General features: G+C 74.0%; 15 protein-coding genes. 4 read left to right on the forward strand and 11 right to left on the reverse strand.

The window, feature by feature from the left end:
- Nucleotides 1-228: 228 nt before the first annotated feature.
- From ABT093_RS00555 to ABT093_RS00565, 3 genes are all read right to left on the reverse strand, one after another.
- Nucleotides 229-858: an amidohydrolase family protein gene (locus tag ABT093_RS00555; protein WP_350558147.1), complete on the reverse strand. Its 630-nt coding sequence runs from the start codon at nt 856-858 to the stop codon at nt 229-231.
- A gap of 14 nt (nt 859-872) precedes the next feature.
- Nucleotides 873-2,096, reverse strand: coding sequence for a cyclic dehypoxanthinyl futalosine synthase (mqnC, locus tag ABT093_RS00560; protein WP_350558150.1), 1,224 nt, complete (start codon nt 2,094-2,096; stop codon nt 873-875).
- 174 nt (nt 2,097-2,270) lie between these two features.
- The gene (locus ABT093_RS00565; protein ID WP_350558153.1) at nt 2,271-3,173 is read right to left on the reverse strand and encodes a menaquinone biosynthetic enzyme MqnA/MqnD family protein; all 903 of its coding nucleotides are present in this window, start codon (nt 3,171-3,173) and stop codon (nt 2,271-2,273) included.
- A gap of 422 nt (nt 3,174-3,595) precedes the next feature.
- On the opposite strand from ABT093_RS00565, the gene ABT093_RS00570 reads away from it, so the two are divergent.
- Nucleotides 3,596-3,799 carry a cold-shock protein gene (locus ABT093_RS00570; protein ID WP_350558156.1) on the forward strand — a complete coding sequence of 68 codons (204 nt, stop codon included), beginning with the start codon at nt 3,596-3,598 and terminating at the stop codon, nt 3,797-3,799.
- Nucleotides 3,800-4,014: 215 nt separating this feature from the next.
- Here the strand turns inward: ABT093_RS00570 and ABT093_RS00575 are convergent, their stop codons facing one another.
- Complete coding sequence (locus ABT093_RS00575; protein WP_350558159.1) at nt 4,015-5,358, reverse strand: dicarboxylate/amino acid:cation symporter; 1,344 nt, start codon at nt 5,356-5,358, stop codon at nt 4,015-4,017.
- Nucleotides 5,359-5,740: 382 nt separating this feature from the next.
- On the opposite strand from ABT093_RS00575, the gene ABT093_RS00580 reads away from it, so the two are divergent.
- A complete protein-coding gene (locus ABT093_RS00580) occupies nt 5,741-6,964 on the forward strand; it encodes an MFS transporter (protein WP_350558162.1) in 1,224 nt (407 codons plus the stop codon).
- Nucleotides 6,965-7,049: 85 nt separating this feature from the next.
- Here ABT093_RS00580 and ABT093_RS00585 read toward each other — a convergent pair whose 3' ends face one another.
- The 6 genes from ABT093_RS00585 to ABT093_RS00610 form a co-directional block, all read right to left on the reverse strand.
- Nucleotides 7,050-10,421: an SdrD B-like domain-containing protein gene (locus tag ABT093_RS00585; RefSeq protein WP_350558165.1), complete on the reverse strand. Its 3,372-nt coding sequence runs from the start codon at nt 10,419-10,421 to the stop codon at nt 7,050-7,052.
- Nucleotides 10,422-10,533: 112 nt separating this feature from the next.
- Nucleotides 10,534-11,634: a LacI family DNA-binding transcriptional regulator gene (locus tag ABT093_RS00590; RefSeq protein ID WP_350558168.1), complete on the reverse strand. Its 1,101-nt coding sequence runs from the start codon at nt 11,632-11,634 to the stop codon at nt 10,534-10,536.
- Nucleotides 11,635-11,645: 11 nt separating this feature from the next.
- Complete coding sequence (locus ABT093_RS00595) at nt 11,646-12,023, reverse strand: DUF4229 domain-containing protein (protein WP_350558171.1); 378 nt, start codon at nt 12,021-12,023, stop codon at nt 11,646-11,648.
- Between the two features lie 112 nt (nt 12,024-12,135).
- Complete coding sequence (locus ABT093_RS00600) at nt 12,136-12,663, reverse strand: GNAT family N-acetyltransferase (RefSeq protein WP_350558174.1); 528 nt, start codon at nt 12,661-12,663, stop codon at nt 12,136-12,138.
- Nucleotides 12,664-12,685: 22 nt separating this feature from the next.
- Nucleotides 12,686-14,008, reverse strand: a complete 1,323-nt coding sequence (locus ABT093_RS00605; protein ID WP_502884091.1) for an MFS transporter — start codon at nt 14,006-14,008, stop codon at nt 12,686-12,688.
- Nucleotides 14,009-14,508: 500 nt separating this feature from the next.
- Nucleotides 14,509-15,045, reverse strand: a complete 537-nt coding sequence (locus tag ABT093_RS00610) for an ATP-binding protein (RefSeq protein ID WP_350558177.1) — start codon at nt 15,043-15,045, stop codon at nt 14,509-14,511.
- A gap of 564 nt (nt 15,046-15,609) precedes the next feature.
- On the opposite strand from ABT093_RS00610, the gene ABT093_RS00615 reads away from it, so the two are divergent.
- Entirely contained in the window at nt 15,610-16,281 is a 672-nt protein-coding gene (locus ABT093_RS00615) for a sigma-70 family RNA polymerase sigma factor (protein ID WP_350558180.1), read from the forward strand.
- Nucleotides 16,278-17,498, forward strand: a complete 1,221-nt coding sequence (locus ABT093_RS00620) for a zf-HC2 domain-containing protein (RefSeq protein WP_350558183.1) — start codon at nt 16,278-16,280, stop codon at nt 17,496-17,498. Before ABT093_RS00615 ends, ABT093_RS00620 begins: the two co-directional genes overlap by 4 nt.
- A gap of 56 nt (nt 17,499-17,554) precedes the next feature.
- On the opposite strand, the gene purU is transcribed toward ABT093_RS00620, so the two are convergent.
- Nucleotides 17,555-18,421 carry a formyltetrahydrofolate deformylase gene (gene purU, locus ABT093_RS00625; protein ID WP_350558186.1) on the reverse strand — a complete coding sequence of 289 codons (867 nt, stop codon included), beginning with the start codon at nt 18,419-18,421 and terminating at the stop codon, nt 17,555-17,557.
- Nucleotides 18,422-18,490: the final 69 nt, after the last annotated feature.

Genomic DNA, 18,490 nt, shown 5'->3' on the forward strand with positions numbered 1-18,490 from the left:
CGGTCACGGGCGGGGCGTGGTGAGGGTGTGGACTGAGCTGAGCCGGATGCTATCCGCTGGCGGGCCCTCAGGTCACGGCGAAGGGTCAATCAGGCCACGGGGAAGAACTCGCAGTTCAGTGGCACAAGAAGCAAGTCCCGTACGTCGCACGGGCATACGGCCGCCCCAGGCCGGATCGTGGGACTACCGACGAGTAGGGTGTGACCGGAACGGGATCCGGGAAGGCGCTCAGCGGCGCCGGAACACCAGCCGGCCGGCCAGCACCGTGGCGCGGCAGCCGCGCTCGGCGCCCCGCGCCGCGGGAGCGAACACCGCGAAGTCCGCCCGGCCCCCGACGGCCACCCGGCCGTGCACCGCCTCGGCGAGCGGCAGCACCGCCAGCGGGTCCAGCGGCCCGTCCCCCGCGGCCGCGCCGTCCCCCGGCCCGGGCAGCACGACCAGCCCCGACCGGGCCACCGCCGTCCGCACCGAGGCGCGCTCGAACGGCCCGGCCACCGCCGTCACACCGAAGCCGAGCATCCGCTGCAGCCCGCGCCGGGCGCTCGCCCCGCAGCGCGTCTCGTCCCGCTCCCCCGCCAGCCCCTGCGGCACCGGCTCGTCCCCGGCCCCTTCGCGCGGGTCCGGATGGTACGCCCGCTCCAGCAGCCCGTGCCCGTACGGGTTGCGCAGCCCCGGCGCGAGCAGCGCGTCGCCCCAGTCCCGGACCCGGGCCGCCGGGTGCGCCGCCGCCAGGGCGGCGTACGGGCCGACCGCCTCGACCAGCTCGCCGCGCACCAGCACCGCCCCGTCGGCGTGGGACGGGGCGGTGGGATCGGCCGGGTCGGGCAGCACGAGGGCGGCCCGGTGCAGGGTCAGCACGGCGGGAGGGGACCTCAGCCGTTGTCGAGGATCTTCAGCTCGGGGTGCGCGGTGCCGCCCTCGATCGCGGTGGAGGCGATGTGCGAGGCGACCCGCGGGTCGACCGGGTCGTTCGCCGGGTCGTCCAGCACCCGCAGGTGCTCGTACGTGGTCGAGCGCTGCGCGGGGACGCGGTCGGCGGCCCGGATCAGGTGGATCAGCTCGGTGAGGTTGGAGCGGTGCTTGGCGCCGGCCGCCGAGACCACGTTCTCCTCCAGCATGACCGAGCCGAGGTCGTCCGCGCCGTAGTGCAGCGACAGCTGGCCGGCCTCCTTGCCGGTGGTCAGCCAGGAGCCCTGGATGTGGGCGACGTTGTCGAGGAACAGGCGGGCGATGGCGATCATCCGCAGGTACTCGAAGACGGTCGCCTGGGTCGACCCCTTCAGGTGGTTGTTCTGCGGCTGGTAGGTGTAGGGGATGAAGGCGCGGAAGCCGCCGGTGCGGTCCTGCACGTCGCGGATCATCCGCAGGTGCTCGATCCGCTCGGCGTTGGTCTCGCCGGTGCCCATCAGCATGGTGGAGGTGGACTCCACGCCCAGGGTGTGGGCGGTCTCCATGATCTCCAGCCAGCGCTCGCCGGACTCCTTGAGCGGCGCGATCGCCTTGCGCGGGCGCTCCGGCAGCAGCTCGGCGCCGGCGCCGGCGAAGGAGTCCAGGCCCGCCTTGTGGATCCGGGTGATCGCCTCCTCGATGGAGACGCCCGAGATCCGCGCCATGTGCTCGACCTCGGAGGCGCCCAGCGAGTGGATCACCAGCTGCGGGAAGTCCGCCTTGATCGCCGAGAAGGCGCGCTCGTAGTACTCGACGCCGTAGTCCGGGTGGTGGCCGCCCTGGAACATGATCTGGGTGCCGCCCAGCTCGACGGTCTCCGCGCAGCGGCGCAGGATCTCGTCGAGGTCGCGGGACCAGCCCTTGTCGCTCTTCGGCGGCACGTAGAAGGCGCAGAACTTGCACGCCGTCACGCAGACGTTGGTGTAGTTGATGTTGCGCTCGATGATGTACGTCGCGATGTGCTCGGTCCCCGCGTAGCGGCGGCGGCGCACCGCGTCGGCCGCCGAGCCGAGCGCGTGCAGCGGGGCGGAGCGGTAGAGCTCCAGCGCCTCCTCCGGGCTGATCCGGCCGCCGCCGGCCGCCCGGTCGAGCACGGCCTGCAGGTCGGTGCTGGGCGCATCGAGGGTGGTCGCTGCGAGCTCGGACACCTGGCGGCCTTCTCTCTCTCGGGTACTGCACGTGCTTGGGGGTGCTGCGGGTACGACGTGTGCGACAGCGCGGTACCGGGTCGCATCCGGTTCAGCCTACGCCAGCGCCTTCCGCCCCCCGCGCCGTGCCCTCGGCACGACGCGGGGCGCGCGGGACGGGCGCCGCGGCCTCGGTCAGGCCACCGGCTGGGGCACCGGCTCCAGCAGCCGGACGGCCACGTCGGGGGCGAACCCGCTGTCGTGCGCGACCCTCCGCGCGAACTCGGCGACCCCGGCCAGCTGCCGCTCGCCGAGCGAGAAGTCCAGCGCCTCGCTGAAGTACCGCTCCAGCACCCCCGCGTCGAAGGTCTCCCAGCGGGCCGCCTGCTCGGCCACCTCGCGGGCCTCGACCAGCGAGAGGTCCCGGGACTCCAGGAAGGCCCGGTGAACGGCCGCGGTCAGCCCCGGGCGCCGCTCGGCGAAGTCGCGGCGGACGGCCCAGACGGCGAAGACGAACGGCAGCCCCGTCCACTCCTTCCACATCTCGCCCAGGTCGTGCACGGCCAGGCCCTGGTCGGCCGCCTGCCCCAGGTAGGCGCGCAGCGCCGGGTCGCCGATCAGCACGGCCGCGTCGGCCTCGGCGAGCATCGCGTCCAGGTCGGGCGGGCAGCTGAAGTACTCCGGGCGCACGCCCTCGCGCTCCTCCAGCAGCAGCCGGGCGAGCCGCACGGAGGTGCGGCTGGTGGAGCCGAGTGCGACCCGCCGGCCGTCCAGCTCGGCCAGCGGCACCTTGCTGACGATCACGCAGGACATCACGGGGCCGTCGCTGCCCACCGCGATGTCCGGCAGCACCAGCAGTTCGTCCGCGTGCCGCAGGTACTCCACGCAGGTGATCGGACCGATGTCCAGGGAACCGCCGACCAGCTGGTCGCTCAGCTTCTCCGGGGTGTCCTTGGTGAGGTCCAGATCGAGCAGGTTGCCGGTCCTGGCCAGGCCCCAGTAGAGGGGTACGCAGTTGAGGAACTGAATATGCCCGACCCTGGGCCGGACCGGGGTGTTCTCCTGGGGCTCCCGCGTTTCCGCATCCGGTGCTGCCACTGCGCCGCTCCCTTGCTCTTCGTGCGCCTCCCCGCAGCGTATGCCCGTCGCTCCACCCGCCCCGCACCGCCCTTGCGGGACGCGCCGCGCAGGCGTCGCACAGGCGTCGCACAGATACCGCGGAGGGCGTCGGGGAGGCGTCGCGGGGCGGCGCACCGAGTGTCACAACCGCCTTACGACACGCGCTGTCCAGCCCGCAAGTCACCCCTGGTCGTCACAGCAGCCGCATGCTAGCGTTGCCCTCAGTTGCAGTTTGATTCCCCTTGCAGTACTTGAAGCCTGCGGAGCATGTAACCGCAGGCTTTTCGTAGTTTTTCAGCAATATCGAAAAACTCCGGACCCGTCCGGAGGCAGGGCGATCAGCGCAGCGGACCGGGTGCCACACGGTGTGGCCCCGACACGTCCCTCGCAAGGAGAACGGCATGGCTCAGGGAACCGTCAAGTGGTTCAACGCTGAGAAGGGCTTCGGCTTCATCGCCCAGGATGGCGGCGGCCCCGACGTCTTCGTCCACTACTCCGCCATCAACGCGAGCGGTTTCCGCTCGCTGGAGGAGAACCAGGCGGTCGAGTTCGACGTCACCCAGGGCCCGAAGGGCCCGCAGGCGGAGAACGTCACCGTTATCTGACCATCCTCGATGATGATCTGATCGCTCGGGACCCGACGGGTCCACTGGCGGCCGACGGCCGTCACCATGAGCACAAGAGCAGCAGTACCCAAGGGGGCCCGCCGTCCGGCGGGCCCCCTGCCTTGTGCCCGGGCGCGCCCCGCCGGCCGCGCGCACGTGCGAAGGGCCCTCCTCCCGTTCCGGGGAGGAGGGCCCTTCGCGTGCCCGTCCGGGCGTCAGGCCGTCGCGGTGGCCTGGGTCGGGACCTTGGCCCCGGCCGGGGCCGGGCTCTCGTCGTAGAGGTCACCGGTGGGGTTGTTGTAGGCGACCAGGTCCAGGGTCTTCTCCCGGGCCGCGACCACGACCGGCACCAGGGCCTGGCCGGCGACGTTGGTCGCGGTGCGCATCATGTCGAGGATCGGGTCGATGGCCAGCAGCAGACCGACGCCCTCCAGCGGCAGACCCAGGGTGGAGAGGGTCAGCGTCAGCATGACGATCGCACCGGTGAGGCCGGCGGTGGCCGCCGAGCCGATCACCGAGACGAAGGCGATCAGCAGGTAGTCCTTGACGCCGAGGTCGATGCCGTACACCTGGGCGACGAAGATCGCGGCCAGCGAGGGGTAGATCGCGGCGCAGCCGTCCATCTTGGTGGTGGCGCCGAACGGGACGGCGAACGAGGCGTACTCGCCCGGGACGCCGAGGCGCTCGGTGACCCGGCGGGTGACCGGCAGGGTGCCGACCGAGGAGCGCGAGACGAAGGCCAGCTGGATGGCGGGCCAGGCGCCCTTGAAGAAGTTGACCGGGTTGAGGCCGGCGGCGAACTTCAGCAGCAGCGAGTAGACGACGAACATCACCAGGGCGCAACCGACGTAGACGTCGACGGTCAGCGTCGCGAACGGCTCCAGCAGGTCCCAGCCGTACTTGGCCACGGACTTGCCGATCAGGCCCAGGGTGCCGAGCGGCGAGAGCCGGATGACCCACCAGAGGGCGGTCTGGACCAGTTCCAGCACCGACTCGCTGAGCTTGAGGACCGGCTCGGCCTTCGCGCCCAGCTTGATCACGGCGGCGCCGGCCACGATCGCCAGGAAGACGATCTGCAGGACCTCGACCTCGGTGAACGCCGTGACGATGTTGGTCGGGAAGATCCCGGTCAGGAAGTCGATCCAGCTGCCGGTGGACTTCGGCGGCTTGAGGCCCTCGGTCTTGAGGCTGGTGCCCTCGCCCGGGCTGGTCAGCAGGCCGAGGCCGAGGCCGATGGCCACCGCGATCAGCGAGGTGATCGCGAACCAGAGCAGGGTGCGGACGGCCAGGCGGGCCGCGTTGGTGACGTTCCGCAGGTTCGCCACGCTCACCAGGATCGCGGTGAACACCAGCGGCGGGACGGCGAGCTTCAGCAGCTGGACGAAGATCCGGCCGATCGTCTCCAGGGTGGTGGCGAGCCAGGAGATGTCGGCCGCGCGGGCCAGGTAGCCGAGGCCGACGCCGAGCACCAGGCCGGCGACGATCTGGACCCAGAACGGAGTCTTGCGGATCTTGGAGAGCACGGACGGCGACGAAGTCGCCTCGGGCGCTGTGGACATGACGGTGCGGCTCCGGGGGAGGCGTTGCTGATGGTGAGGCGGGGGGTGGGGACGGCGGCACGGCGCGCGGGCCGGAGTGGGAGGGACCGGCCCCGGTCAGGGGCGTGCCGCCGGGATACAGCTCATGGCGCGACAACGGCGCGGGCTGTCCACAGCACCGGACAGACGGCACGCGCGGGCGGCGGCGGGCAGCGGGCCCGGGCCGAGCGGCGAACGTGCGTCTGAGGTGGTCACGGCCGACACATTAGCAGTAAAGCTTTGAGATGTTCAAAGTAGTTGTTTGAGTTCCGGACGCGGACCGATTGACCGGTCAACAGTTATACGTATAACTTGGACGGCAGCCCCCGCCCGTCCCCCTGCCCAGACCGGAGAGTGCCGCCCCATGGGCTACCTCGCCCTGCTCCGCGCCCCGCACGTGGGCCGCCTCCTCTTCGGCACCCTGCTCGGCCGCCTCCCGGCCGGCATGACCGCCCTGGTGATCGCGCTCGCACTGCGCGAGGTCCACGCGCCGTACAGCCGGATCGGGCTGGCCACCGCCGCGTACGCGATCGCGGCGGCCGTCGGCGGGCCGGTGCTCGGCCGGATCGTGGACCGCACCGGGCAGCCGCGCGTGCTGGTGCTCTCCGCGGTGGTCGCCGGCGGCGGGTACGCCCTGCTGGCGCTGGCCCCCGGCTCGGCGCTGGCCGCCCCGATCGGCGCCGCGATCGCCGGCCTGGCCATGCCCCCGCTCGAACCCTGCCTGCGCTCGCTCTGGCCGGACGTCGTCGAGGAGGAGCAGCTCGACACCGCCTACGCCTTCGACTCCGCCTCCCAGCAGATCCTCTACGTCGCCGGCCCGCTCGCGGTGGCCGGCATCGCGGGCGCGGTGAGCGCGGTCGCCGCGCTCTGGGTGGCGGCCGCGCTGGGCCTGCTCGGGGCGCTCGTCGTCGCCACCGCCGCACCGGCCCGGGCCTGGCAGGCCCCGCCGCGGGCGCACTCGGCGGGACTGCTCGGCCCGCTCCGCTCCCCCGGCCTGGTCCTGCTGCTGGTCGGCCTGGCCGGCGCCGGCTGGGCGGTCGGCGCGCAGAACGTGCTGTTCATCGCCTACGCCGAGGCCCACGCGGCGGACGGCCCGCCCGGCGGCGCGGGCACCCTGCTGGCGCTGGCCGCGCTCGGCGGACTGCTCGGCGCGCTCGCCTATGGCGCGGTGCCGTGGCGCAGCTCGACGGCCACCCGCACCTGGCTGATGGCGCTCGGCATGGCCGTCAGCTACCTGCCGCTGGTGCTGCTCCCCGGTCCGGCCGCGATGGCCGGACTCGCCTTCCTCTCCGGGATCGCGCTGGCCCCGCTGCTGGCGGCGGCGTTCGTCCTGGTCGCCGAGCTGGCCCCGGCCGGCACCGTGACCGAGGCCTTCGCCTGGCTGGTCACCCTCTTCGCGACCGGCAACTCGCTCGGCTACGCCGTCTCGGGCCACCTCGCGGAGGACTCGCTGCGCCCGGTGGCGCTCTGCGCGGCGGGCGGGATCGCGCTCGGCGGGCTGCTGCTGTTCGGCGCCCGCCGCTGGTTCCGCCCGGCCGCCGCACCGGCCGGGGCGCGGCCGGCGGCCGAACCGGTGCCGGTGGGCTGAGGCCCACCGCATCCCCTGGACGTGGCTGCGCCCGTCGGACCGGGTGGTCTGGCCGACGGGCGCAGTCACTTCGTCATCCCTTCACTCAGCTGTGGCGGCCTCGGCCTCCCCAGGCGACCAGGGCGAGCAGCAGACCGGCCCCGAGCGTCGCGGCGCCGATGACGCCGAGCAGCGTGCTCGGCCCGCCGCCGGTGCCCGGCAGTTCACCGCCGTGGCCCGGCGAGTGGGTCGGCGGGTACGGGTGGTGCGTCGGCGTGGGGGTCTCCGTCGGGGTCGGGGTCGGGGTTTCGGTCGGAGTCGGCGTCACCGTCGGGGACGGGGTGGGCGTCGGCGTCACGGTCGGCGAGGGCGAGGCCGTCGGCGACGGGGACGGCGAGGGGCTCACCGTCGGGGAGGGCGACGGCGAGGGTGAGGGGGACGGTGAGGGGGACGGCGACGGCGACGGGCTCACCGTCGGCAGCACCAGTCCCATGTCCAGCCCCAGGTCCTCCACCCCGCCGGCCAGCGTGACGGTCTGCGTCACCCCGGTCGCCGGATCGGCGTCCGAGTCCAGCGTCCGGTCCGGCCCGGCCGCCCGCACCGTCACTGTGGCGCCCTCGGGCAGCGTGGTGAGGTCGAAGCGCACCGCGTACACCCCGTCCGGCAGCCGCTCGAACCGGTAGTGCCCGCTCGCGTCGGTCACCGTCGCGACCGGGTTGCCGTCCTTGTCCCGGACCACCCGGCCCTCGCCGTCCAGCAGTTCGACCCGGACGCCCGGCACCCCGGGCTCGCCGGGCTGCTGGATGCCGTCCTTGTTGAGGTCGTTCCAGACGAAGTCGCCGAGCACGTTGGCCGGCGGGGTGCTCTGCTCGATGCCGACGCCGACCTTGGCCGGCTCGGCGGGCAGCAGCGGGTTGCCGGCCGCGTCGGTCGCGGTGTAGCTGAAGCTGTTCCAGGCGAACTCGTCCGGGCCCGCGTCGAACGAGGCGACCATCGGCCAGGTGAGCGTGAACGACTCCCCGGGGGCCAGGGTGCCGGGGCGGTGCACCCGGAACCAGGTCGTGGTGCCCGGCCCGGGGAAGGTGGCGCTCCACTGCGCGGCGGCGTCGCACGGTCCGGGGACGGCGAACTCGCCGGGCAGGCAGGGGTCCGGCGAGGTGGTGTACTCGATCACCACGGTCGGGTCGCTGGAGGTCAGCGGCTCGACCAGCGAGGGCGTCCAGGCCGAGTTGCGCGGCACGTCCGGCCGCAGCACGTAGGAGTCGCCCGGGGTGGGCAGCTTGTCGTACGCGAGGAACTCGGTGACCGGGTCGGCGGAGTCGTTGCGGACGGTCATCCGGTAGGAGACCCCGCCGCCGGGGCGGGTGGTGCCGGTGGTGGTGTAGTCGGGGTCGAGGTCGCCCTTGACCTCCTTGTACGACCGCAGCACGGCCGGCACCTGCACCTCGACCAGCGACGTGGCGTGGCACATGGTCTCGGTGCTGTCGCCGTCCTTGTCGAGGTCCTGGGCATCCGGCACCCCGCTGTCGCTGCCGAAGTAGAAGCAGGAGACCGGGTCACCGGTGCCCTCGGCGGTGACGAACACGTCGTTGGTCAGGGTGCCGGGCCGGGCGCTGCCGGCCACCTGGACGTCGATCAGGGTCCGGTAGGCCCGGTGGTCGTTCAGGTACATCATGTCGGGGGAGCCGGCCGGCCAGGTCATCTTGAGCAGCTGGCGGCCGTCGGGGCCGGGGAGCACGGTGACCGACTGCGGGGCCACCGCCTCGGTGTAGGCCGGGTCCTTGCGGGCGCTGCCGTCGACGTAGACCATGCCGGGCGGCAGCAGGTCGTAGAGGACGAGCGGCCGGTCGAGGGTGCGCCCGGTGCGGTTGTACGGGGTGACCCGGAAGGTGGCGATGCCGCCCGGGGAGAGCACGGCGCCGGAGACGGTCTCCTTCGCCGCGCCCAGGTTGGTGGCGGCGGTGACGGTGCTGTCGGCGCAGGCGTTCGAGGCGGCGGTGTCGCCGGCGGCGGATGTGCCCACCGCGTCGAGGCAGTTGTGCAGCGGCACCGGCGCCGTCCGGCCGTCGTGGCCCGGGGTGATCACCTGGGCGAGCAGCTGGACGGCGTTGCCGGGGCTCCAGCCACCGGGGATCGGTCCGCTCCAGCTGAACCGCAGGCCGTCCAGGTAGCGGCCGGCCGGGATGCCGAGCACGTCGTTGGCCGGGTCCCCGGCGCCCTCGGCGAAGGTGATCCGGCGGGTGGTCGAGCCGTTCAGCGGCTGGCCCGGAGTGAAGGCCCGCCAGGTGGGGTCACCGTCCAGCCGGTACTCCAGCGCGAGGGTGATCGAGGTGGGGTTCCACGCCTCCAGCTGGATGGACTGCGGGATCAGCCAGTTGTACAGGTTGGCGGTGGTGCCGGCGCCCGGGTCGGTCATCACCAGGCTGCTGACCGGGTCGGCGTTGTTGGAGACCCGCATGCTCAGCGTGGTGAGGTCACCGGAGACGGTGTTGTCCTGCCACACCTTGGAGGCGCCGATCTGCACACCGGTGACCGGCGGCTGGAAGGTCGGGGTCTCGGCGGTGTCGGTGGACAGGTCGCGCTGCGGCTCGGGGCCGAGCGGGTCGCCCTGGAGCGTCACGGTGTTGGTCGAGGTGGTGCCGCTGGGGAAGGCCGGGTCCGGGTAGCCGACCACCAGGACGCCGGGGATCCGGCAGCCGGCCTGCCCGTTGCCGGACACGAAGGCGCCGATGTCGTAGACCCAGGTGGTGGAGCCGGCCGGGTCGTTGACCCAGCCGGGCGAGCGGCTGGTGTCGACCACGGCACCGGGCGGCAGGGTGTCGACCAGCCGGCTGCTGTCCAGGTCGACGTTGGGCACACCGGCGGTGGAGCAGGCGCTGAACTGGTAGGTGACCGAGCGGCCGTCCAGGCTGCTGGTCTGCACGCCCTTGGTGGTGGTGTAGCTGGGCTGGACCACGGCGGTGGTGGTGGCGCTACCGGTCTGCGGCGGCTCGCCGTCGGAGGTGAGGGTGGCCGCGTTGGTGCTCTGGGTGCCGTTGGGGGTGGAGAAGTTGGGGTAGCGCATCACCACGTTGATGGTGGCGGTGGTGCCCGGGGAGAGGGTCTGCAGCTTGGCGGTGAGCGTGCCGCCCATGGAACCCGCCGGTGGGACGGTGGAGTTGGGGACGTCGACCGTGGAGGCGTCCGGGGTCCAGCCGATGAACTCCATGTCGGCCGGGAGCACGTCGGTGATCTGCCCGTTGACGCAGTCGCTCACCGAGCAGGTGTACCGCAGGGTGAAGGTGACGTTCTCGCCGGGCCCCACCGTGGGCTTGTCCACCGTCTTGGTGAAGGTGACGGCGGCCTCGGCGGGCGGGGCGGTCAGGGTGCCGGTGAGCAGGGTGCCGCCGATCAGGCCGAGCGCGGCGGCCAGGCGCGGCAGGCGGGACGGCCGGGAGGGGCGTGGGGGCCGTGGGGGTCTGGGTCTTGACGTCCGCATAGGCGGAATCTCATCGTCCGTTAATCCGCACGAGGTCGCGCCGCGAGGCGGTATGACGAACTTTCACCCGTTCGGCGCAGCCCGGACGGCGGAACGGGCTCACCCGGAGGTACTACTGGGGGAGCTGCGCCGTGGAGGAACGCCGCACCAGCGAGGTGGCGAGCGGCGCGACCGGCGCGACCGGCTCGCCCCGGAGCAGCCGGGCGAGCGCCGCCACCCCGGCCCGGCCCAGCTCCTCGCCGGGCAGGTCGACGGTGGTCAGCGGCGGGGCGAGCAGCGCGGCCACCGGGACGTTGTCGATGCCGACCACCGAGAGGTCGGCGGGCACCCGCAGTCCGCGCTCGGCGGCGGCCTGGTAGACGCCGGAGGCGACCACGTCGTCGTCGCAGATCACCGCGTGCGGCCGGTCCGGGCGGGCGAGCAGCCGGTGGGCGACCTCGCGCGCGGCCGGCTGTCCCTCGTTCAGGCTGACGCCGAGCTCGACCACGTCCAGGCCGAGCGCCCGGACGGTCTCCTCGAACGCCGCCTGGCGGACCCGGAAGGTGTACGCGGCGTGGCTGGAGCGCAGCCGGCCGATCCGGCGGTGGCCGAGCCCGGCGAGGTGTTCGACGGCGGCCCGCATCCCGCCGGCCACGTCCAGCTCGATGGTCGGCCGGGCCAGGTCGGTGCCCGGGTCGGCGTCCAGGAAGACGACGGGGGTGTCGGCGGGCAGCTCGCCGAGCTGGCTGTCGTCCGGGGAGCAGATCAGCAGTCCGTCGAAGCGGCTGGTGGTGGCGGCCTCGGCGAGCGTGGCGCTGCCCCAGCCGGAGCTGACCACCACGGCCAGGCCGTGTTTGCCGGCCTCCTCGTGCACGCCCTCCAGGACCCGGCCGAAGAACGGGCCGAGGATGTTCGGCACGGCCAGCAGGATCATGCCGCTGCGGCCCAGCCGCAGCTGCCGGCCGGCCGCCTGCGGGCGGTAGCCGAGGCCGCGGGCGGCCTCCCGGACCCGCTCGCGGGTGGCGTCGGAGACCCGGCGGCCGGCCTCGGAGCCGGAGAACACCAGCGAGACGGTGGCCTGCGAGACCCCGGCGAGCCGGGCGACGTCCCGGCCGGTGGGGCGGCGGACCGGGGCCGGCCAGGTCCCGGCCGCGGGCCGCTCCTGCCGCGCGGCGGCGTCCCCGGGCCCGGCCCCCTCGGGTCCGGTGCCGCCCGGTGCGGCGTCCTTGGGCACGGTGGCGCGGGTCAGTTCTGCGGGGCCGAGGCGGCGGGACCGGAGGCGGCGTTCCGGGCGGCCGCGGCGCGGGCGGCCTCGTCCGCGGCGTCCTCCTCGGCGTTCTGCGCGGCGATCTTCGAGGCGGTCCGGGACCGGATGCCGTCCACCTTGCCGGAGATCGCGGCCGACATCTCGTCGCGCTGCCGGCTCAGCAGTACGTAGCTGAGCGGGGCCGAGGCGATCGCGGCCAGCAGGAAGAGGAAGACCACGCCCGCCTCGCCGGAGACCGGGATGATCCCGAAGTGTCCGAGGAGCAGCGCGACCAGCAGGCAGCCGAGGAAGATGGAGACGCGCATCGAGGTGTAGCGGAGCGTGGCGTGCGACTTCTTGCTCACATTGCTGCTCACCGGGGGGACACATCCTTCACTGCGCTGGAACCGGGCCGGTCTCCCAGTGAAGCATGCCCGACGCGCCCGGCGGGGAACGGGTCCCGCCGGGCGGTGCCCCGGCGGCGCGCGATCAGCGCAGGTCGAGCCACATGGTGACGTCGTCACGGTCGTCGCCGGGCGCGACCCGGATGGTGCCGGGCACCCGGCCGACCTCGGTGTAGCCGCTGCGGGCGTAGAACGACTCCAGGCCGAGCCCGCCCCGGACGTACAGCCGCAGCCCGGCCAGTCCCCAGCCGCGGGCGACCCGCTCGGCCTCCGCCAGCAGCGCCGCGCCGTGGCCCCGGCCCTGGAGGCCGGGGTGGACCATGACCCGGGAGAGCACGCGCCAGTGGTCCATCGGCTCGAACCGCATCGACTCGAAGACCAGCAGCGCGGCCAGCCGCCCGGTCCCCTCCTCCCGGGCGATCAGCAGCCGGTCCGGCCCGGCCGGGGCGATCCCGGCGAACTGCTTCTCCGCGGTGACCCAGACCTCCTCCTCGGTCACCTGGTGGACGAAGCCGATGGCCCCGCCGGCGTTGCTGGCAGCCGTCCACAGGCTGGTGATCTCGGCACGCAGCGTGGGGTCGAGTTCCGGGTCGAGGGTGAAGCTCAGCGTCATGGCCCCGGAGCGTACCCGCCCCTTACGACAGAACCGGAGCGGTTCGCTCCGGGGCGGCCGGGCGCAGGGCCAGGCAGAGCAGCACCGCGACCGCGCAGAGCCCGCCGGCCACGTACCAGGCGAGGTCGTAGTCGCCGAGCGCGTCCCGGGCGAACCCGGCCAGGCCGGCCACCGCGGCGGCGCCGATCTGGTGGCAGGCGAGCACCCAGCCGAAGACGATCGGCGCGTCCTCCCCGAAGTGGCGGCGGCAGAGCGCGACGGTCGGCGGCACGGTGGCCACCCAGTCCAGCCCGTAGAAGATGACGAACGCCAGGATCGGCGGCTCCAGCGAGCCGGCGAACAGCTGCGGCAGCACCAGCAGCGAGAGCCCGCGCAGCCCGTAGTAGACGATCAGCAGCCGGCCGGCGTCGAAGCGGTCGGTGAACCAGCCGCTCGCGACGGTGCCGATCACGTCGAAGACGCCGATCAGCGCGAGCAGGCCCGCCGCCGTGGTGACCGGCATGCCGTGGTCGTGGGCGGCCGGGATGAAGTGGGTGCCGACCAGCCCGGCGGTGGTCGCGCCGCAGATCGCGAAGGAGCCGGCCAGCAGCCAGAACGCCCGGGCGCGGGCGGCCTCCCGCAGCACCCGCAGCGAGCGGGCCAGCGCCCGGCCGCCGCCGGCGGGGGCGGGCGGCGGCTCGGTCGCGCCGTACGGGAGCAGGCCGAGGTCGGCGGGCCGCTCGCGCATCAGCAGCAGCACCGGGACGGCCACCGCGCTGGCCGCGAGCGAGACCACCACGACCGCCGAGCGCCAGCCGTGCTGCTCGACCAGCCAGGCGCCGACCGGCAGGAAGACCAGGTTGCCCGCCGCGCCGGCGGCCGTCAGCACGCCGGTGACCAGGCCCTGCCGGGCCCGGAACCAGCGGCCGGTGATCGTGGTGGCGAAGGCGCCGGCCATCGAGCCGCTGCCCAGGCCGACCAGCACGCCCCAGCAGAGCACCAGGTGCCAGGGCTCGCGCATCAGCATGGTGAGGCCGGCGCCGACCGAGATCGACAGCAGCGCGCAGACCACCACCAGCCGCACGCCGAACCGGTCCATCAGGGCGGCGGCGAACGGCGCGGTGAGGCCGTAGAGGGTGAGGTTGACCGAGGTGGCGCTGGATATCGCGCCCATCGACCAGCCGAACTCGGTGTGCAGCGCGTCCATCATCAGACCGGGCGTGGAGCGGAATCCGGCCGAGCCGAGCAGGACCAGCAGGGAGACGCCGGCCACCACCCAGGCGTAGTGCACCCGTGGCGCGCGGGCGGGCACCGGGGGCGCGTCGGTGGGGGCCGGGGATCCGATGGGGGTGTCGGTCTCGTTCACCCGGCGAGTCTCCCGACGGCGCGGGCGCCCGACGAGGGGCGGGGCTGCCAGCTTTCGTCGGGATCGGGCCAACCACGGGCCGGAACCGGCCGAACGGAATCCGCGGTTCGACAGGCGGGTCCGGTGGCCGAAAACGATCGCCCAGGTCCGGCGGATCGGATGGCGGCGGGCCGCGCGCACCCCGAGCACGGCACGGCCGGCCGCCATCCAACCTCGGCGCACGGGCCCTGAACCCCGTGCCGCGCTCTCCGCACTCGCCAAGGAGCCAGCGCACGACCGGCCCACGGCCCCCCTGCTGACGTGGTCCCCCTGGACAGCAGCACCGCAACGGCGTTCGGGTGTTCCCTCGGCGTCCCCTCGCGACGGAGAGCTGCACCCAAGCGTGATCAGTCGGATACGTCACGTCAATGGGTTGTCCGAAATTCGGAATGGTTGCGTCACCTTTCGGCCCGGCGATCCACGGGCCGGTGAACGGGGTGACGGAGTGACGGGAGGGGCCGTCAGGGCTGCGCCAGCGCCACCCAGTCGACGGCGGCGAGCGGGTCCGCCGGGCGGGCGTCCGGGCTGATCTCGCACCAGACCCGCTTGCCGGTACCGTCCGGGTACCAGCCCCATCGGTCGCAGAGCAGCTCGACCAGCTCCAGGCCGCGCCCGTTGGTGGCGTCGACGTCCGCCCCGGCGTGCCGGGGGGCGGGGGCGACCTGGCTGGCATCGGCCACCTCGACCCGCAGCGGGCCGACCGTCGCCGACTCGCGCACCCCGTCGCGCCCGGCGCCGCCCGGGGAGGCGTCCGGGGAGGCGTCCGGCACGCCGGAGGGCAGGTCGCCCAGCGGGAAGCAGAGCCGCAGCACGGCCGGACAGCCGGTGTGCACCACGGCGTTGGTCACCAGCTCGGAGACCACCAGGACCACCGTCTCGGCGATCGGCGCGTCGGGGTCCACCCCGTGGTTGAGCAGCCGCGAGCGGACCCACCGACGGGCCCGGCCGACTTCGGCGGGGTCCGCCTGCACCGCAAGCTGTACCTGAAGAACCTGCACCGCTCCACCACCCGCACTCGCAGTTCGGCCACCGTCTCGGCCGGGCCCGGTCGCCCGGCCGGCCCGGGCACGCACCGGGCCGCCGTCCGTCGGTCCGCGGCCCCGCGGGTGACCGCACGTCGCACCCGCCGCGGCGCGCCCGCACCGCCTCGTCCGTCGCACACCGGCCGCGACACGAACACGCCTCAGGATGGTTCGGCGGGCGGACCGCAGCAAGCGCTTCGGGCATATTCCAGCGATCGGGGGACAGGGCAGGGCATACTGTCCCGCTCACTCTGACGAGCCCCGGACCGGCGATCGTCCGGCCCGGGCCGGCCGGCCCGTGACGCAGAGGCGAACCTACCGCCGTCCGCCCCTCCCACCGCTCCCGCCACTCGCGAACCACCCGTGCGACATATGTCCAGCCGGCTTCGAACGGCGCAACCGCGCGATGGGCGGCAGATCCCACGATCCGACGATCCGAAGCCCCCGGCTCCGTTCTTCACCGAATCCACCCGCCGCCCGAAGCGGGCGCGTTACCGTGGGACGCGTCAGCGGTCGGTCCGGCAGGAGGGGTGGTGACCGGTGGCCACCACCGACGGCGCCCCGCGCCGGGACGAGCAGCTGCAGCGGCGCCTGGCCCGCGGCGAGGAGACCGCCCTCGGCGAGCTGTACGACCAACTCGCCCCGATGGTCCACGGGTTGGCGGGCCGGATACTGGCCGACCAGACCGCCGCGGCGCAACTCACCCGGGAGATATTCGCCCACGTCTGGGAGCACCCCGAGTCCTTCGACCCGGCCCGCGGCTCGCTGCGCTCCTGGCTCGGCGCGCTGACCCACCGCCGCGCGGTGGACCGGCTGCGGGCCCGCCGCGCCGAGGAGGCGGGCTTCGGCGGCGACGCGGAGGAGGAGATCCGCACGGTCGCCACCGCCGCCCGGGTGCAGTACGTGGTCGCGTCCCTGCCGCAGCCGCTGCGTGAGACCATCGCGGAGTCCTACTACGACGGCCGCACCTACCAGGAGACGGCCCGCCGGCTGGGGATCAGCGAACAGGCCGCCAAGCAGCGGATGCGGCTCGGCCTGGAGCTGCTCGCCACCGAGCTGGAGCAGGAGCGCGCCCGGCACCGGGGCCCCGCCCCGGCGGACGCGCAACGGAGCGGGGGACAACAGCCGGACGGCCGGCGGACGGACGCGCAACGGACGGACGGTCAACGGGTGGGCGACAGCGGGCGGCGGACGGAGGGCGGGGGGACGTGACGATCACCGGCGAGCAGCACGAGGCCCTGCGTTCGCTGCTCGGCGCCTGGGCCCTCGGCGCCGTCCCGCCCCGCGAGGCCGCCGACGTCGAGGCCCACCTGAGCGGCTGCCCGGAGTGCGCCGAGGAGGGCGAGCGGCTGCGCGAGGCGGCCGGCTGGCTCTCCGTCGAGGAGCCGCTGGACCAGCCCGCCGCGCTGCGTCAGCAGGTGCTCGACTGGTGCCTGGCCCGCCGCCCGGCCGACCTGCCGGTCCCCGCCTGGGGCGTGCCGTACGCCGCCGAGACCGCCAAGCTCGACGCGCTGCTGCGCGACCTCGGCCCGGAGGAGTGGCAGGAGGTCGCCGAACTGCCCTGGCACGGCGGCACCGAGTACCTGCGCCCGGCCGAGGTGCTCTGCCACCTCGCCGCCGTGGACGGCTACCTGGCCGTCGCCCTCGGCCTGCCCGACCCCGTCCCGGGCGGCCCCGGCGCGGGCAGCGCACCGGCGGCCGGACGCCGGGTCCCGCCGCAGGAGGCCGCCCTCCCGCCGCTGCCCCGGGTGCCGCAGCAGGGCGGCCCGCGCTGGACCCGGATCACCGACCGCACCGCCCGGCTCACCGCCGAGCAGGCCGGCCAGCCGCCGCAGCGGGTCCGCGCCCGCTGGCGCCGGCACTGCCACGAGCTGGTCCGCTCGGCCGCGCTCGCCCCGCAGGGCAACACCCCGGTGGACTTCGGCTTCGCGACCGTCCCGCTGCGGGACGCCTTCGTCGACCGGGCCTTCGAGTGCTACATGCACGGCGAGGACGTCGCCCGCGCGGTCGCCTACCCGTACGATCCGCCGGCCCCGCAGCACCTGCGGCTGATGATCGACCTGGCCGTCCGGATGCTCCCGCTGGCCCTGGCCGGGCAGCGGGCGGCGCACCCCGAACTCACCGGGGCGGCGGTCGGCGTCCCCGACGGGTGGCCGGACGGCGGCACCGGGGCCGGGGGCCGCACCGGGCGGCAGCTCCGGCTCGTGATCGACGGCCCGGCGGCCGGCGAGTGGCTGATACCCCTGGACGGCCCGGACGCGGGGCCGCCCGGAGGCGAGCCGGTGGCCGCGATGGTGCTGGACGGGCTGGAGTTCTGCCAGCTGGCGGCGGCGCACCGCGACCCGGACCGGCTGCCGGTCGGCGAGCACGGCGACCGGGCCGCGATCCGCGAGGTGCTGCGCGCGACGCCGCTGCTCTCCCGGCCGTAGCACCGGCCGGCGGGGCCGGCCCGGTCGGGCGGTCGGGCGGTCGGGCGGTCAGGCGGTCAGGCGAAGACGACCGTGCGGGTGCCGTTCAGCAGCACCCGGTGCTCGCTGTGCCACTTCACCGCACGGGCCAGCGCCTGGCACTCGACGTCCCGGCCGAGCGCGACCAGCTGGTCCGGGGTGACGTCGTGGGTCACCCGGGCCACCTCCTGCTCGATGATCGGGCCCTCGTCGAGGTCGGCCGTGACGTAGTGCGCGGTGGCGCCGATCAGCTTCACGCCCCGGGCGTGCGCCTGGTGGTACGGCTTGGCGCCCTTGAAGCTCGGCAGGAAGGAGTGGTGGATGTTGATCACCTTGCCGGAGAGCGCCGTGCACAGCTGGTCCGAGAGCACCTGCATGTAGCGGGCCAGCACGACCAGCTCGACGTCCTCCTTGGCCACCAGGTCCAGCAGCTGCTGCTCGGCCTCGGCCTTGGTCTCCCGGGTCACCGGGATGTGGTGGAACGGGATGCCGTAGCCCTCGGTGAGGTCGCGGAAGTCGGTGTGGTTGGAGACCACCGCGGCGATCTCCACCGGCAGCGCGCCGATCCGGGTGCGGAACAGCAGGTCGTTCAGGCAGTGCCCGAACCTGCTCACCATGAGGACGATCCGCAGCTTCTCCTCGCTGGGGTGGATCTGCCAGTCCATCCCGAACGAGGCGCCGATCGCCGCGAAGCTCGCCCGCAGCTTGTCGACGGTCACCGGCTCGACGGCCGAGAAGTGCACCCGCATGAAGAACAGACCGCTGTCCCCGTCACCGAACTGCTGGCTGTCGATGATGTTGCACCCGGTCATGAAGAGGTAGCTGGAGACCGCGTGGACGATGCCCTGCTTGTCGGGGCAGGACAGCGTGAGGACGTACTGGGCGCTGGCCGGCTGCTGTTCCACGGTGGGGGTATCCCGTCCTGAGCTGGTGCTGGTGTGAATGCTCCAGCGTGTCACACTCCGGGAGGACCC

It is taken from the genome of Kitasatospora sp. NPDC002551 (assembly GCF_040296005.1).
Taxonomy (GTDB): Bacteria; Actinomycetota; Actinomycetes; order Streptomycetales; family Streptomycetaceae; genus Kitasatospora.

Coding starts and splice junctions, on each gene's coding strand:
- ABT093_RS00570 (WP_350558156.1), top strand. CDS start 3,596: ATGGCTCAGGGAACCGTCAAGTGGTTCAACGCTGAGAAGGGCTTCGGC.
- ABT093_RS00575 (WP_350558159.1), bottom strand. CDS start 5,358: ATGTCCACAGCGCCCGAGGCGACTTCGTCGCCGTCCGTGCTCTCCAAG.
- ABT093_RS00580 (WP_350558162.1), top strand. CDS start 5,741: ATGGGCTACCTCGCCCTGCTCCGCGCCCCGCACGTGGGCCGCCTCCTC.
- ABT093_RS00585 (WP_350558165.1), bottom strand. CDS start 10,421: ATGCGGACGTCAAGACCCAGACCCCCACGGCCCCCACGCCCCTCCCGG.
- ABT093_RS00600 (WP_350558174.1), bottom strand. CDS start 12,663: ATGACGCTGAGCTTCACCCTCGACCCGGAACTCGACCCCACGCTGCGT.